Origin of the sequence: Leyella stercorea (genome assembly GCF_019052365.1) — a bacterium.
Taxonomy (GTDB): Bacteria; Bacteroidota; Bacteroidia; order Bacteroidales; family Bacteroidaceae; genus Prevotella.
Genome location: NZ_JAHQUY010000015.1, coordinates 16,782 through 33,507, shown reverse-complemented (window position 1 = coordinate 33,507; position 16,726 = coordinate 16,782). Strand labels below are relative to the sequence as shown.

General features: G+C 51.5%; 11 protein-coding genes. 4 read left to right on the top strand and 7 right to left on the bottom strand.

What is annotated here, in order from left to right; genetic code table 11:
• Positions 1–198: 198 nt before the first annotated feature.
• From panC to dnaB, 3 genes are all read left to right on the top strand, one after another.
• On the top strand, positions 199–1,050 hold the full coding sequence (panC, locus tag KTQ90_RS04620; RefSeq protein ID WP_217317366.1) for a pantoate--beta-alanine ligase: 852 nt from the start codon (positions 199–201) through the stop codon (positions 1,048–1,050).
• A 13-nt stretch (positions 1,051–1,063) separates the two neighbouring features.
• Positions 1,064–1,405: an aspartate 1-decarboxylase gene (gene panD, locus KTQ90_RS04615; protein WP_007897649.1), complete on the top strand. Its 342-nt coding sequence runs from the start codon at positions 1,064–1,066 to the stop codon at positions 1,403–1,405.
• A gap of 200 nt (positions 1,406–1,605) precedes the next feature.
• Positions 1,606–3,144 (top strand): replicative DNA helicase, encoded by a 1,539-nt coding sequence (dnaB, locus tag KTQ90_RS04610; RefSeq protein WP_217317365.1) that lies wholly within the window; start codon positions 1,606–1,608, stop codon positions 3,142–3,144.
• Between the two features lie 101 nt (positions 3,145–3,245).
• Here dnaB and KTQ90_RS04605 read toward each other — a convergent pair whose 3' ends face one another.
• From KTQ90_RS04605 to KTQ90_RS04575, 7 genes are all read right to left on the bottom strand, one after another.
• On the bottom strand, positions 3,246–3,707 hold the full coding sequence (locus KTQ90_RS04605) for a peroxiredoxin (RefSeq protein ID WP_217317364.1): 462 nt from the start codon (positions 3,705–3,707) through the stop codon (positions 3,246–3,248).
• 99 nt (positions 3,708–3,806) lie between these two features.
• A complete protein-coding gene (locus KTQ90_RS04600) occupies positions 3,807–4,568 on the bottom strand; it encodes a YaaA family protein (RefSeq protein WP_217317363.1) in 762 nt (253 codons plus the stop codon).
• A gap of 55 nt (positions 4,569–4,623) precedes the next feature.
• Entirely contained in the window at positions 4,624–5,028 is a 405-nt protein-coding gene (locus KTQ90_RS04595) for a PepSY-like domain-containing protein (protein WP_254360393.1), read from the bottom strand.
• A 109-nt stretch (positions 5,029–5,137) separates the two neighbouring features.
• A complete protein-coding gene (locus tag KTQ90_RS04590) occupies positions 5,138–7,138 on the bottom strand; it encodes a KUP/HAK/KT family potassium transporter (protein ID WP_217317361.1) in 2,001 nt (666 codons plus the stop codon).
• Positions 7,139–7,474: 336 nt separating this feature from the next.
• Positions 7,475–10,378 carry a PD-(D/E)XK nuclease family protein gene (locus tag KTQ90_RS04585; protein WP_217317360.1) on the bottom strand — a complete coding sequence of 968 codons (2,904 nt, stop codon included), beginning with the start codon at positions 10,376–10,378 and terminating at the stop codon, positions 7,475–7,477.
• Positions 10,379–10,395: 17 nt separating this feature from the next.
• Complete coding sequence (locus tag KTQ90_RS04580; protein WP_217317359.1) at positions 10,396–13,719, bottom strand: UvrD-helicase domain-containing protein; 3,324 nt, start codon at positions 13,717–13,719, stop codon at positions 10,396–10,398.
• A gap of 9 nt (positions 13,720–13,728) precedes the next feature.
• Entirely contained in the window at positions 13,729–14,466 is a 738-nt protein-coding gene (locus KTQ90_RS04575; RefSeq protein WP_217317358.1) for a peptidylprolyl isomerase, read from the bottom strand.
• 286 nt (positions 14,467–14,752) lie between these two features.
• On the opposite strand from KTQ90_RS04575, the gene thrS reads away from it, so the two are divergent.
• On the top strand, positions 14,753–16,705 hold the full coding sequence (gene thrS, locus KTQ90_RS04570; RefSeq protein WP_022157549.1) for a threonine--tRNA ligase: 1,953 nt from the start codon (positions 14,753–14,755) through the stop codon (positions 16,703–16,705).
• Positions 16,706–16,726: the final 21 nt, after the last annotated feature.

The following is a 16,726-nucleotide window of genomic DNA, read 5'->3' as shown; positions in this document are numbered from 1 at the left end:
ACAATAGGATATTGCTCCAATCCGCATATTATGTGCAAATTTAAAAAAAAATATTGAATTATTCACTCGATAAATGTAACTTTATTGCTTCGCTTGAAGATTTTCCGATTTACATGCGCTTGTCTGATAAAAATTTTGTTATTTTGCATCGAAATTCGAAACGTGTCGAATGTATTTTAGGTATTAAACACTATAAAGATGAAACTGTTCAGAAGTATAGTTGAACTTCAGAATGAGTTGTTTGAAGTTCGGAAGTCAGGAAAGAAAGTAGGTCTTGTGCCCACAATGGGCGCTCTTCATGAGGGCCATGCGTCGCTCGTAAAACGCAGTGTTGCGGAGAATGGGGCGACTGTAGTTTCTGTTTTTCTCAATCCGACCCAGTTCAACGACAAGAAAGACCTCGAGCGCTATCCGCGCACGCTTGATGCAGACTGCGCTTTGTTGGAGGCTTGTGGAGCCGATTATGTTTTCGCTCCGTCAGTAGAGGAGATGTATCCCGTAGAGGATAAGCGCCAGTTCGATTTCCCGCCCGTCACAACGGTGATGGAGGGTGCGCATCGTCCGGGCCATTTCAACGGCGTGTGCCAGGTAGTGTCGCGCTTGTTCTATATTGTACGTCCAGACCGCGCCTATTTCGGCGAGAAAGACTGGCAGCAGATTGCCGTAGTAAAGGCAATGGTGCGCTTCCTCAATCTCAATGTGCAGATTGTAGAATGCACCACGATACGCGAAGAAGACGGCTTGGCTAAGAGTTCGCGCAACACGCTTCTCTCAGCCGACGAGCGCGCCATCGCTCCGCGCATCTACGAGGCGCTGAAGGCGAGCCGCGAGTATGCCAAGACACACACACTGGCAGAGACCCACGAGTATGTAGTCTCTACAATCAACGCCGTAGACGGACTTGAGGTGGAGTATTTTTCAATTGTCGACGGCGACACATTGCTCGATGTAGCTAATTGGGACGACAGCGCGTATGTAGTAGGCTGCATCACGGTTTATTGTGGCAAGACCCCGATACGCCTCATTGACCACATCACCTATAAGAAATAAGATTCTCAGAAATATGATGATAGAAGTATTAAAGTCGAAGATTCATTGTGCGCAGGTAACACAGGCGAATCTTAACTATATCGGCAGCATCACCATCGACGAAGACCTCATGGATGCTGCCAATATGATTGAAGGCGAGAAGGTGCAGATTGTGAACAACAACAACGGTGAGCGCTTCGAGACCTACATTATTAAGGGCGAACGCGGCTCGGGCTGCATCTGCCTGAATGGTGCAGCAGCACGCAAGGTTGTTGTGGGCGACACCGTGATAATCATTTCCTATGCCCTCATGGACTTTGAGGAGGCTAAGACTTTCCGCCCCTCAGTCATATTCCCGGAGAATAATAAAGTGTAGAGTTTATGAGTTTTGAATTTTGAGTTTTGAGCTTTGAATTATCGGCTTCGCCGATTATGAATTATTCAGTTTTGAATTCTGAATTCACAACTCACAAGTCCCAACTCATAAATTCAAAATGCGCAAAGCGCACAATTCTTGCTCTGGCAAGCGGCAAAGCCGAGCGCAAAACTCAAAACTCAAAACTCAAAGTTTCATTCATGCCAGATAATCCTACTACAAAACGCTCTTCGAAAGCTGCGCCAAAGGCTTTCGACAAGAACTACGGCCATCTGCAGCCGCAAGCCATTGACATAGAGAAGGTGGTGCTTGGTGCGCTTATGATCGATAAGGATGCGTTCTCTATCGTGTCCGAGACATTGCGCCCCGAGACATTCTACGAACCGCGCCACCAGAAGATATACAACGCGATACAGACGCTCTCGATGAACGAGAACCCGGTCGACATCATGACCGTAGTAGACGAGTTGAAACGTGAGGGCACTATCGACGACGTGGGCGGTGCGCCTTACATTGTCGACCTCAGCTCGCACGTGGCTTCTTCGGCTCACATCGAGTATCACGCCAAGATTCTTGCGCAGAAGTTCCTCGCCCGACAGCTCATCTCCTATGCCAGCGTCATTGAGACAAAGGCGTTCGACGAGACGCAGGACGTAGACGAACTGATGCAGGAGGCGGAAGGCTCGCTCTTCGAGCTTTCGCAGCGCAACATGAAGAAGGACTACACGCAGGTAGACCCCGTCATCACCCGTGCCATCGACATTCTTCAGAAAGCGTCTGCCAACGCCGGCGGCTTGACGGGTGTGCCTACGGGCTTCGAGAAACTCGACGAGAAGACGAGTGGTTGGCAGAGTTCCGACCTTGTCATCATCGCCGGACGTCCTGCCATGGGTAAGACCTCGTTCGCCCTTTCGCTCGCTAAGAACATAGCTGTCGACTATCATACGCCTATCGCTTTCTTCTCTCTTGAGATGAACAACGTGCAGCTCGTCAATCGTCTTATCTCTAACGTCTGCGAGATTCCGGGCAACAAGATGCTTAATGGTCAGCTCTCCGACGACGAATGGGAACGCCTTGACAAGAATGTGCGCAACCTGCAGGGCTCGCCGCTCTACATCGACGATACGCCGGGCCTCTCTATCTTCGAGCTGCGCACCAAGGCACGTCGTCTTGTGCGCGAGAAGGGCGTGAAGATTATCATGATCGACTACCTCCAGCTTATGAACGCTAACGGTATGCGCTTCGGTAGCCGTCAGGAGGAGGTGTCGAAGATTTCGCAGTCGCTGAAGGGTCTCGCCAAAGAGCTTGACATTCCTATCCTCGCTCTCTCGCAGCTTAACCGTACAGTTGAGAACCGTGAGGGTTTGGAGGGTAAGCGTCCGCAGCTGTCCGACCTTCGTGAGTCGGGAGCCATCGAGCAGGATGCCGATATGGTGCTCTTCGTACACCGCCCCGAGTATTATCATATTCTCACCGACGAGAAGGGCAACGACCTTCGCGGTATGGCGCAGATTATCATCGCCAAGCACCGTAAGGGTGCCACGGGCGACGTGCTCCTCACGTTCCGTGGCGAGTTTACACGCTTCCAGGATCCGCAGAAGCAGGCTGCGCCTATCGTCGACGTGCCGTATGGCTCAGAGATTATCGGCAGCAAGATGAACGGCGGCGATGTGCCGTTGCCACCCGATATGATGGATGGTTCGCCCTTCGGAGATTCTTCTGAACCGGCACCGTTCTGATAAAAGTAAAAGAGTAAAAAGGGCTTTTAAGAGTAAAAAAGTAAAAGAGTAAAAAAGCAGAAAGCCAGTATAGCTTCTCACTTTTTTACTCTTTTACTTTTTTACTTTTGAATGTATTGCAGAATCTGTTCGGCGTGAATCTTCGTCTTTATTTCTTTCGGTGTGAAGATTTTCTGAATGATGCCATTCTCGTCAACGAGGTATGTTGTGCGGAGAATACCGATGGTTTTTCTGCCGCAGGCTACCTTTTCGCCCCAGCAGCCGAGTTGCTGCAAGAGTGTTGTCTCGGTGTCGGCGATTAGCGGGAACTGCAGTCCTTGGGTGTCGGCGAACTTCTTTTGCAGGGTCTGCTTGTCCTTGCTGACACCTATTATCTCGTAGCCGGCAGCAGCCAACTCCTCTTTATGCGCCTGGAGGGAACATGCCTCGGCTGTGCATCCGCTGGTGTTTGCCTTAGGATAGCTGTAAAGCACAATCTTGCGACCTCTGTAGTCGCTTGCCTTGATTTCGTGTCCGTCTTGGTCGATGCCAAGAATCTCGGGTATTTTGTCTCCTATGTTCATAATTTTGTTATGTTTGTTTTATGTTGCAAAGATATATGTTCAATCTGAGATAAACAAACTATGAGTTGAATAATGTTCATACTCTTATTCCACATTAATTCATAATTGCTCTCTTACAAAATATGGGAAAGTCGATTTGTCTGATTGTGGGGCAAATTCAAAGCCTTCGTAGCTGAAAGCTGAAAGTTCATCGGGAGTGGTGAGGCGGTTGTTCAGAACGAAGCGTACCATAGCTCCGCGGCACGACTTCGCCCATACAGCCTGCATCTTCAGTCTGCCGTCTTTCTGTCGCACATAGAAGAGAGGCTGTACGACCGTCACTTCCTTACATACCCTCTTCCAGTCGAATAGATGCTCATATTCCTCTGTGGAGAGATGCAGGAGGATGCCGTCGTCTGCCCACACGCAGTCTATTAGCACATCTGTCAGCCGGTCTTTCCAGAACTGATTTATGGGCTTGTCGTTTGTTGCTTCGAGCGTGACGCAATGCTCCATACGATAAGGCACAATACCGTCCATTGGGCGAAGCAGACCATATAGGAAGCACGTTATCCAGAGATGTTTTTGGGCGTATTCCAATGCCTCGTCGCTCAAGGTGCTGGCACGCAGATGCTTGTATGCCTGACCGTTGTAGGCAAGCAGGGCTGGCATCTTCTCGGCTGCCATAAAGTTCTGATAGCGTCTCCAGTTCTCAGTCGCTATCTTCTGGCTGCAATCCAGCTGCCGAGCCAAATCCTCAACGTCCATCCTTGCCATTTCTGCAGCCAGAGTGTCGGCTACGTTCTGGAAGAGTGGGGTGGAGAGCGGCTTTCTGTCCGTCTTGTCTAACATTATCTTGGCGTTTGCTAATAATATCTGCATGTTGTATTCTTATGCTCTTCGCTTTAAAATCAGTCGGTTTTTCTTTTTCTGCCGATCAGTCGATATCAATCAGTTGAAAGTGCTTGTTGAAGGTAAGGTCAATTCCGTTCGTCAGTTCCACCTCGTATTCCTTTTTGTTCAACTCAATCTTTCTCACAGCTTCTCCTCTATAATTCTCCTTCAAGTAGTTCTTGATGGGTTGCGGAATCAGTTGGCTGGGCACGATGCCTTGCTTGCAGTCAATCTCAGTAAGATTACCTTTCTTGTCGAACTCCAGCTTCGTGCCATTCCGTAGAACAACGTCATAGCTTCTGCTGACAACGCCAGACTCAATCGTAGCAAGCATCACCTTCTGACCATTGAAATGCTTTGTAAGCAAGGTCTGAGCTTTGGCAGGAAGTTCATTAACATTGATAGGTTTGTCGTTGCCCGCATTTGCTACGATATTGAATGACATCATGCAACAAATGGCAATCATCAAAATTCTCATAATTCTTTTCATAAGCTACAAATTAAAAATTTACAAATACCATACATTCAATTAGACGCAAATCGTTCGCGAAAGTTTATTACAAACATCCTTTTTCTTTCTGTTCTTCCTTTTTGTTCACAATCTGCGTGATGCGCCTGATGCTTCTGTTACGTTGGTTGATGATGAGCGGCACACGTTCTACCACCACCATAGAAGTGTCGAGGCCCAAGGCCTTAGGCTCGTCGATGCCTATCTTGCTGATAAGAGCGTAGAAACTCATCAACAAGTTCTGCTGACGGTTGGCGGAACTCTCCGGGTAGTATACGCGGTGGATGATGATGAACCGGAAATCGCCAGGTATTCCGTTCTTACGAAGCGAAGGATAGGTGCTTTTTAAATCTACCTTCTTGCTTGCCACAAGGTCTTCCACCACTTGTCGCAGATATAGACTCACACGAGGCTCAATGCGGAAACCTATGTGCATCGTCACACTATAGAGAGTGTCTGGCACCAGAGTTTCGCAGCTGTACTCCAACGTGTCTGGAGTATCTACAAACTCCATATTTATAAACCAGTAATGATCGGCACGCTTGGGCTGCTTGTTGATGATGGAATAGAGCAGTTTGTCGTCTACGGCGCCTTCCTTGTCGGCATGGTTTACATAGACAAGATTGGAGGCGTACTTGGGGATGCTCTCGTCGGCTTTGATGTCGGAGATAATCTGATAATAGTCATCCAGCGGTTTGGTGCAGACATAATGGCGGCGTATCTTCATGGCATGAACCCATACATACATCATCAGGAACAGGATTCCGCCAATGAGCATCGTACACCATCCTCCAGCGAGAAACTTTGAAAGGTTAGCTGCCAGAAAGATGGCTTCGATGGTGCAGTATGCGCCCATAAACAATATCGTGAGGACTCGTGCCACGCCCTTGCTGTGCAGGTAGAAACCGAGCAGAAGGGTGGTCATCAGCATGGTGATGGTGATGGCGAGTCCGTACGCAGCCTCCATGTGTGAGGAGTCGCGAAAGAGCAGTATGATGAGAACCACGCCGATGTACATGGCAAGGTTGATCATCGGGATATAGAGTTGTCCTTTTACATGGGTAGGATGCTTTATACGCATACGCGGCCAGAAGTGCAGGTTCATGGCTTCGCTCAATATGGAGAAGGTGCCGCTGATAAGTGCCTGACTTGCAACGATAGCCGCACCCGTGGCCATGATGATGGCGAAGAACAACATGCTCTGCGGCATTATGGAAAAGAACGGATTCACGGACAAGGCTGTTGGCACATGGTTCAGCACCCAAGCGCCCTGTCCCAGATAGTTGAGAATGAGCATGGTCTTTACAAATGCCCAACTGATGGTGATGTTCTTTCTGCCACAATGTCCCAAGTCGGAGTAGAGAGCCTCTGCACCAGTAGTACAGAGAAACACGGCGCCAAGGATTAAGAACCATTCTGGCGATTGTGTTAGCAGAACAACTGCGTAATAGGGATTGAAAGCCTTTAGTATCATGGGGTAAGACGTGATGCTGACGGCTCCCACCACGCCCAGCAGCAGAAACCATAGCAGCATGAATACCCCAAACGACTTGCCTATGCTCTCTGTGCCAAACCGCTGTACGAAGAAGATGATGGTGATGATGGCAAGTGTAATTGGGATGACCGGCAGATCAGGACTGATGCTTTCGAGTCCTTCGATGGCTGTGGTAACCGTGATGGCAGGGGTGATGATTCCGTCTGCCAGCAAGGTGCTGGCGCCTATGATGGCCAATATGTAAATCCACTTGCTCTTGAGTCGGCGCAGCAGGGCGTAGAGGGCGAGTATGCCTCCTTCGCCATTGTTGTCAGCACGCAGCGCCACACATACATATTTGATGGTGGTCTGTAGGGTGAGTGTCCAGATGATGCATGACAATGCGCCGAGGATGGTGCTTTCGTCGATGGTCTCGCCTGTATGGAGGATGGCTTTCATCACATAGAGTGGTGACGTTCCGATGTCGCCAAACACGATGCCTAAAGTGACGAGCAATCCCAAGAAGCTTATTCGATGATGGTTGCAGACTACCGATTTTTCTGTATCTTCTCTCATGTTTTTCTTTTTTTATTAAACAATGTTATCCTTTTGATTATTAAAATTTGCGTGCAAAGGTATAAACATGAGAGGTAAGATATGATTCGTTTAACAAGAATTATCTTATTTAACATCTGACAAAGTGATGAATGACATCATTCCGCAAACTCTTATCATCTTCTTGTTCACATCCGTGGTCGTCACCGTTCGCGTCCGCCGCCCGATCAAATTGCGTCCGCCGCCCGATTGGGTTGCGTTCGCCGTCCGATCAGATTGCGTTCGTCGTCCGATTGGATTGCGTCCGCCGTCCGATTGGATTGCGTACGGGTGACGATGACTTTAGCAAAAGAGTTACTATAGTCCGCATAGCATTCGGTAGGGGCAAAGCTCACACTTCTTTCTGTCGTCAGTGGGCGTGAAGGCGGCGTCGGGGGAATACATGTCGGCTACGGTTTCCTTCAGTTTTGTGAGGAACTCCTCCTCGTAGACTGTTACGTCGCTTATCGGGTGTTTGTCGATGCAGAGCGTCGGGTCGTAGCCGTTGGTTGCGGCTTGCTTTATGAATAGCAGCGCGGGGCTGACGGCGTCGTTAGCGGCGTTCCACTCCTTAGAACGGCTCACGATGAGCGAGTAGAGTATCGCCTGCAGGAAGTAGTTGGAGTGCTTGCTGGCGATGTTCTTCGGGTCGAACACCTCCTCGATGCTCTTTATCGCGCTCGACGGCTTGTTGCCCGTCTTGTAGTCGACCACGCGTATGCGGCGCTTGCCGGTCTGCTTGTCTGTGACGGCGTCGAGTCGGTCGATGATGCCGCCGATGGTGAGGTCGTACTGCTTGGTTGGTGCACTTGAGACAAGTGCACCCCCTTTAAGTGCACCCCCTGAGGGGATGGTGAACGACAGCTGCGTGTACACCTTCGCTTCTTCCTCCATAGCCAGGATGCTGAACGGGCAGAGCTGCTGGTCTATCTTCAGCAGCTTGGTGATATACTCTATTATCACCTCGCGGTTGATGATCTGCAGTCCGTTGTTGGTCTTGCATTCCTCCTCCTCGAAGGCGCGGTCTACGACGCTTGCCAGCAGTTTGCGGTTGCTGAGATAAGCCTGTATGTGAGCTTTCTCAATAACCGGACTATGGTCGGTGATATCTTTATATATAAGGTAAGCTGCGCGGTGGAAGATGTTGCCGAACATGCGGTTGTCGATAGTCTCGGGGTCGCTGTCAGGCTCCTTTATGTGTGCTATGTACTGGTAGTAGAACGCCAGTTTGCAGCGTATGTACGTGTTGATAGCCGAGGGCGAGAGCTTGCTCATTTCCTCGAGTTTGTCGATGGCGGCCTCGTCCTTCTCTATGGCTTTCGGCATGAGTGGCGTCGGCTGGTTCTTCGCCGTCAGACTATAGTGATCTATCTTCTGTCCGCTCTCCACGAGCAGCTGCAGCATGAAGCGGCTCATCTCGCCGGTGTGTCCGTTGTCGGTAGAGTTGTTGTAGGCGATGGTGATGTCGCCGGCGCGCTGCAGCAGGCGGTGGAAGTAGTAGGAGTAGATAGCCACCTTGTTGTCGATGGTGGTGAGTCCGTGCGCCTTGCGTATGGAGTAGGGTATGAACGACGAGTCGTTGACGCCCTTCGGCATGTTGCCTTCGTTGCACGATAGCAGCAGCACGTTGTCGAAGTCGATGTTGCGCGTCTCGAGCACACCCATTATCTGTACGCCCACAACGGGCTCGCCGTGGAACGGTATCGACGCTGCGCCTACGAGCTGCGACACCAGTCGGCGCAGCGTTGTGTTGTCGACCACGAGGTCGCCACTGTCTGCTAATGCCGCGAGGCGGTTGAGTATGGTGAACATGCGGAATACCGACTCTTGCGTGAGTGCATCGCCCTCCTGCTTTGTGGCTATGCCCACCTGCTTCACGAGTGTGGCAATGTGTTGTAGAAGTGCCGCACTTGTAGGAGGGTATGGCATTCCTGCCATACCCATGCACCCTGAATTATCTCCTATTGTTTGCTGTTCTTCTTTTTGGTGCACTTGAGACAAGTGCACCCCCTTTAAGTGCACCTCCTGGAGGTGGCGTGCGTAGGGATGCGCCATGAGCTTCTTAAGGTAGTGGGGGTTGAAGGCGGTGCCCTTCTTGCGCAAGCCGAGCGTGTAGAGGTCGAAGAGCAGCATCACGAGCGACGCTACGGGCGTCATGGCGAGCGGAAAACCGCTCGTGATATTCACCTTGTCGGCTTCGGGCGGCAGACTGTGCATTATGGGCAGCAGTATGCTCTCGTCGCACATCACGACGGCTGTCTTACGGCCAGCCTTGTAGCGGTCGTTCTCCAGGAGCCAGTTGCTCGCGAAGCGCGCCTGTGCGTTCTCCGTGGGTGAGGATATGAAGCGTATGCGTTTCGGTCGGCGCATGTTGGCGTAGATGTTGCGGTCGGTGTTGTCGAGCTCGTTTGGGAAGTCGGTTAGGTAAGCGGCGAACGACGCTGTGTTGTTCGGAACCGAAGCAGACTGCTGTGCTCTGGCTGTCGGCATGTAGTATTCGTCGAAGTCCCAGTAGAACTTCGCCTTGCCCTCCTTCATCAGTCGGCTGAACAGCACACGCTCCACCTTCTGTATGAGGTTGAAGCCTACGAACAGATACTTGTCGTACTTTAGGTGGAGCGTCTCCTCGCTTGCCACCTTTCTATATATGGCGCCCTCGTAGCCTATGCCCTGCTCGGTGAGGCGGCGGTTGTAGTCGTGGTAGATGTCGCCGAAGTGCGACCACAGACTGAGGAAGCGCTTCTTCAGTTCCGACTCGATGTCGTCGCTGAAGTTGGCGAAGAAGCGCTTCAGCATCTCTTTCTGCTCGTCGTCGAGATAAGATATGTCGTCGAGCTCGTGAATGTCCTTAAGGTTGCAGAATATGCTGTCGGCGTCTGCCATGTTCTTGTCGATGTCGTCGAAGTCGGCAAGCAGCAGCTGTCCCCAGCCGTAGAAGTGGTCGAGAGTCTCGTCGATGCCCGTACACTTCGTGAACGACTTGTGTATGTCGCATATCAGCTTTATAGGGTCGGCTGGCTTGAGGTCGGTATGCTGGCGGAAGAGGTCGCTGATAGTGATGTAGGCAGGGCTCCATACGGGCTGACCCGCAATACGTGCAAGATGCTCGTTGAGGAACAGAGCGGCGCGCTTGTTCGGGAACACCACGGCGATGCGCGAGAGGTCGGTGCCGTACTTGCCGATTATATCTTCTGCGACATATTCTAAGAATGTCTTGTTCATGTTGTTTTCCTTTTTTGTTAAACTTCAACGATGTTGTCCGAATAGACGTACCAGAGGTAGCCCTTCACGTCGGTGTAGCCCATGTCGTGTGTGAGCGATATGTAGCGCCGCACCTGGTCGGTGTGCTCGGGCTGCGGCTTGCCGAACTTGAAGTCGACGATCTGCACCTCGTCGCCGCGCTTCATCACGCGGTCGGGGCGGTGTTCCGTCAGCTTGTCGGTGTGTGGGTCGTAGCTGAGGATGGAACACTCGTTGAAGAGCGTCCAGCCGCCCCCGAACCACTCCTTCACCTTTGGGTTAGAGAAGCGCTTGTGCAGCATGTTCTTCAGTTTGTTCGGTGTGATGACGCTCTCGTCGAACAGACCTTCCATCTCCATGTCGTGCAGACAGCTGTCTACGTCGTCGGCTGTCTCGATGTTCGAGAACAGATAGTGGAGCAGCAGACCCGTCTTGATGTACGACTGCTGCTCGGCCTGCTCGTCGTCAGCCTCGTCGTTGATGAAGTCGCGACTCTTGTTGCTCTGCTTGAACTCTACGTTCGAGGCGTAGGTCTTCATCGGCAGCAGGATGTTCTCTACGTGCGGCGTGAAGATGTTCGGCTCCTCAGCCTTTTTCTTCTCCTTGGTGGTGTCTATCTCGCCATAAGTAAGGGTGATGTGGTCGGGTGTTGAGGTGTTGAGATTGGTTGGTGCACTTGTTCTTGGTGCACTTGAGACAAGTGCACCCCCTTTAAGTGCACCCCCTGAGGTGGTGAGATCGCCATCGAGCGAGCAATCGGGCAGCTGCATGTCGCTTATCGCTTGCTCTATCACGTACGAACGCAGCGATGCGTTGCCGCGGCGTGCGAATACAATGAGGCTGCGCTCGGCGCGGGTGAACGCCACGTAGAGCAGGTTGAGGTTGTCTACGCAGTTCTGCAGATGCTCCACGATGTAGTCGCGCTCGTATATAGTGCCCATCATCTGCTTTGCACTGAAGTCTACCGGCACAAGCGGCAGTTCGTTGAACGGCGCCTCCGTAGGCTCGCACCATATAGTGTTGGTCTTCTCCATGCGCCAGTCGCAGAACGGAATGATGACGTGCTTGAACTCCAGACCCTTACTCTTGTGTATGGTGATAAGGCGAATGCCGTCGATAGAGCGTGCCTGGATGGTGTTCGATGCGAAGTTCTCGTTCCACTCCTCAACGAAGTCGTCGAGTGTGGCTGTGTTTGAGGTGAGGAAACTGGTGAGGCAGTCGAAGAAAGCGTATACATAGGCGTCTTCGCCGCAGATGCGCTCAAGACTGAATATCTTGTAAAGACGTTCGGCAAGTTCGTAGATAGGCATCACGAGCAGTTCGTCGCTGTGGTCGCGGTAGCTGGCAGGCAACGCTTCCTCTACGCCCTCCTCGGTAGAAACCATGCGGTTGGCAGCTTCGAGGTCTACGCCCTTCACCTTCGTGAGGTAAGCCTTTGCGATGTACGCCCTTGTCAGCTTGTCGTCCTGGTGCGTCAGCGAGTGCATCGCCGCTACGAGGATGTTCAGCGCCGTAGAGTTGTCGAGACGGAAAGCCTCGTCAGACACAATCTTCAGTTCGGGACGCACACAGGCGAAGTGCTCCGCAATCTGCTGTATGGTGTTGTTGGAGCGCACGATGATGGCTATGTCCGAAGGCTCGGCGCCGAGTTCTATCAGATGGTCTACTGTCTCGACCGTCTTGTTCAGCGTGATGTCGGTGTAGTCGTCCTGCGGAAGCAGCTCGATATGTACGTATCCGGAGTCCTCGCGCTTGTCGGGCACCTGCTGGCACACGTCGGCGTACGCACTCTTCAGCTGTTCGGCAAGCTGCATGTCGTCCTCGCCGCAGCACTCCTTAAGATCGTCGAACTCTATCTCGGCGGCGCGCTCGAAGAAAGCATTGTTGAAGTTGATGACACGGCGCGACGAACGGTAGTTGTGTGTCAGCGTGCGTATGTCGAGCATGTCGCTCACCTGCGGAAACTCGCCCTTGATGTTGTTCAGCATACGCCAGTCGCCCGAACGCCAGCGGTAGATGCTCTGCTTCACGTCGCCCACAATCAGGTTGCCGTGCTCTTCGCTGTGGCTCATGCACTCCTCGAGCAGCACCTTGAAGTTCTGCCATTGCACGGTGCTCGTGTCCTGGAACTCGTCGATCATCACGTTCTCCAGATGCGAGCCTATCTTCTCGAAGATGAACGGTGAGTCGGTATCCTTGATGAGCGAGTGGAGTAGGGTGTGGGTGTCGCTGAGCAGGAAGCGGTTTGCCTCGACGTTCATCTCGCGCACCTTCCGCTCAATGCTGTTGAGCAGGCGCAGCTGGTTGAGATGCTTCAGCGTGAGCACCGCCGATGCGTACATCTTCCAGTTGCTCTTGCGCGTAGATTCAGCCTTTTCGAGCAACGGCACGATGGTCTCCTCGGCGAAGTGGCGCAGCGATTGCGGCGCACTCTTCTTTGTCCAGCAGTCGGCAGAGCCTTCGTCGAGCGCCTTCTGCACTCTGCCCGTGATGATGCTCTCGTCGTATTGTCCGTTTTGCAGTTTGATGAAGTAGCCGGCAGGTCCCGACTTGCCGTAGCTAAGGTCGGTGATGTCAACGCCCTCCGTTTCGAGAGCCTCGAAGAACTCCGCCGCAACGCTTTTCAGTTCCGCTTCGGCTTCGTCGCGTATGGTTCTGATGCGCTTGGTGTACTGCTCGAAGAAGCCCTTCTCGTGCAGCAATGTGTTAAGCTCCTTGCTCTTTGTCTTGTAGAACTCGCGGAAGATGTTCTCGCCGAACGACTTTATGTAGCCGATGACGTTCCAGTTCTTGTCGTCGTCGATGTTCTCCTTTATATAACCGAGAATCCACTTTAGCAGTTCGTCCTTTTCGCCCAGTTCGTCGATCATCTCGTCTACGGCGATGCTCTCAATCTGTCGGTCGTTAAGCTCGATGCGCAGGTTGGCCGTGAGGTCGAGCTCGCGTGCAAGATTGCGCAGCACGCTTTGGAAGAACGAGTCGATGGTCTCGATGCGGAAGTAGCTGTAGTTGTGTACAATATTAAAAAGAGCGATCTTGGCGCGATCGGACATAAACTGTTCGGTCACACCAAGCTCGCTCTTTATCTTTTCTATATAATCCTTCGACTTCGGGAGTTGCTTCCATATACCATAAAGCTGACTGAGGATACGTGTCTTCATCTCCTCAGTAGCTTTGTTCGTAAACGTAACAGCGAGTGTCGAACGGAAACTCATCGGGTTCTTGATGAGCAGCTTTATGTATTCTACGGATAGCGTGAATGTCTTTCCGCTACCCGCACTTGCTTTGTATACGGTAAGTGCTTTCTCTTCTGTCGGTGTCATAATGAATTGTTAGTCAATACGTGTGATAGTCATGGCGATGTCCTCAGTAGGACGGTCGGCACGGTCGGTGTCGACGTTCTGTATAGCGTCTACAACGTCCAGTCCTTCCTCTACCTCTCCGAACACGGTGTACTCGCCATCGAGGAACGGAGTGCCGCCAACAGTCGTGTAAGCCTCCATCTGCTCTGCGCTGAAGCCAACGGGATTCTGCTTACATATCTCCTTCGCCTCTTTCATAAGGCGCTCCTGCATCTCCTGCAGTCCGGCGCGGTCGCGGTTCTTGCGCATCTCCATAATCTCCTTCTTGTAGTAGGTCACAAGATCGTTAAAGGTGATGGTCTCTTGGTTCTGCTTCATCTGCTTCTCCATCTGTTTGAGCTGTCCCTGGTTGTACTTCTCGCCGAGCACGATGTAGAACTGGCTGCCGCTCGACTCCTTGTTGGGGTTTACCTCGTCGCCTAAGCGTGCTGCAGCAAGAGCTCCGCGCTTGTGGAAGTGTGTAGGTGTGAACTCAGCCTCAATAGTGTAGTCGGGTCCGCCTGCACCAAGCTGCTTTCCCTTCGGCGCATTCTTGCTGTCGGGGTCGCCGCCCTGCACCATGAAGTCCTTGATGACGCGATGGAACAGCGTTCCGTTGTAGAAGCCCTCTTCAACGAGCTTCAGCATATTGTCACGATGTTTCGGGGTGTCGTCGTAGAGGCGCACGATGATGTCGCCCTTCGGTGTCTCGATCTTTATCTTTGCCATTGTTATAATATATATGTATTTGATTAATTGTTTATACTTGTGAGTTCTGTTGTCAGTATTTGTGAGATTTGCCGTCTCTATGTATTGGAGATTAATATGCAAAATTAATTATTATTTCTGTGAATGGCAAACAAACTGGGCATAATAAAAAGATGTGTTATTAGTAAGTAAATAGCAGGATATTTCATTACAAATAAAAAAGTTTATATTTTTTCGGAAAAATAGTTCTATGTAAAAATAAAAGTATACCTTTGTAAACAATTTGATTAAATAAAACTAATTTGTTATGGTTAAAATCACTTTTCCTGATGGTTCTGTTCGTGAGTATGAACAGGGCGTGACGGGGTTACAAATCGCCGAGAGCATTTCGCCGGCTCTCGCTCGCAACGTTGTATCTTGCGGTGTCAATGGCGAAACCGTTGAACTCAACCGTCCTATCAACGAGGATGCTACTATCGCTCTTTACAAGTTTGAGGACGAGGAAGGCAAACACACTTTCTGGCATACTTCTGCCCACCTCTTGGCTGAGGCGCTGAAGGAACTCTATCCTGGCATTCAGTTCGGCTTTGGTCCGGCTGTGGAGAATGGCTTCTTCTACGACGTAATGCCGAAGCAGGGTGATGTTATCAGTGAGAACGACTTCCCCAAGATTGAGGCTAAGATGAAGGAACTCGCTAAGAAGAACGAAGCTGTCGTTCGTCGCGAAGTGTCAAAGGCTGAGGCTCTCGCAGAGTTCAAGGCTGATGGTCAGGAGTACAAGTGCGAGCATATCGAGGAAGACCTCGAGGATGGCACAATTTCTACATACACACAGGGCAACTTCACCGACCTTTGCCGTGGTCCGCACTTGATGAACACAGGTGCTATCAAGGCTGTGAAGATTACAAGCGTAGCAGGTGCGTTCTGGCGTGGCGATGCAAAGCGCGACCAGATGACACGTATCTACGGTATCTCGTTCCCGAAGAAGTCGATGCTCGACGAGTATCTCCTCATGCTTGAGGAGGCTAAGAAGCGCGACCATCGCAAGATTGGTAAGGAGATGGAACTCTTCATGTTCTCTGACCGTGTAGGTAAGGGTCTGCCTATCTGGCTTGCTAAGGGTACACAGTTGCGTCTGCGCTTGCAGGAGATGCTCCGCAAGATGCTTAAGCCGTACAACTACGAGGAGGTTATCACTCCGGGTATCGGCGGAAAGAGCCTTTACGTAACATCGGGCCACTACGCTCACTACGGCAAGGACGCTTTCCAGCCTATCCACACACCTGAGGAGGACGAGGAGTATATGCTCAAGCCGATGAACTGTCCGCACCACTGCGAGGTGTTCGCACGCAAACCGCGTTCGTACAAGGATCTGCCGTTGCGCATCGCAGAGTTCGGTACCGTATTCCGCTACGAGAAGAGTGGCGAGCTTCACGGCTTGACACGTGTTCGTACCTTCACCCAGGACGATGCTCACATCTTCGTGCGCCCAGAGCAGGTAAAGCAGGAGTTTGAGAACATCATCGACATCATCCTTAAGGTGTTCCGCATCTTCGGTTTCGAGAACTACGAGGCACAGATTTCACTTCACGACCCGAAGGATACTGAGAAGTACATCGGTAGCGAGGAGATTTGGGCTGAGAGCGAGAACGCTATCCGCGAGGCTTGCCGCGAGAAGGGTCTTGAGACTCGCGAGGAAGTAGGCGAGGCTGCGTTCTACGGTCCGAAGCTCGACTTCATGGTGAAGGATGCTATCGGCAGACGTTGGCAGCTTGGTACAATTCAGGTTGACTACAACTTGCCGCAGCGCTTCAAGCTCGAGTATACTGCAGAGGACAACTCTAAGCAGACACCGGTTATGATTCACCGCGCTCCGTTCGGTTCGCTCGAACGCTTCACAGCCGTACTCATCGAGCATACAGCAGGTCACTTCCCGTTGTGGCTCATCCCTGATCAGGTGGCTATCCTCCCGATTTCGGAGAAGTATAACGACTACGCTCGCGAGGTGAAGACATTCTTCGACAAGGCTGGCGTACGCGCACTCATTGACGACCGCAACGAGAAAATCGGCCGCAAGATTCGCGACAACGAGCTCAAGCGTGTTCCGTACATGGTTGTAGTTGGCGAGAAGGAGGCTGCAGAGGGTCTCGTTTCTATGCGTAAGCAGGGTGGTGGCGAGCAGGCTACCATGACTAAGGAAGAGTTTGCAAAGCGCATCTGCGACGAGGTTGCAGAGCAGCTGAAGCTTGCTGAGGATTAAAATCATATATTCTATAATTAT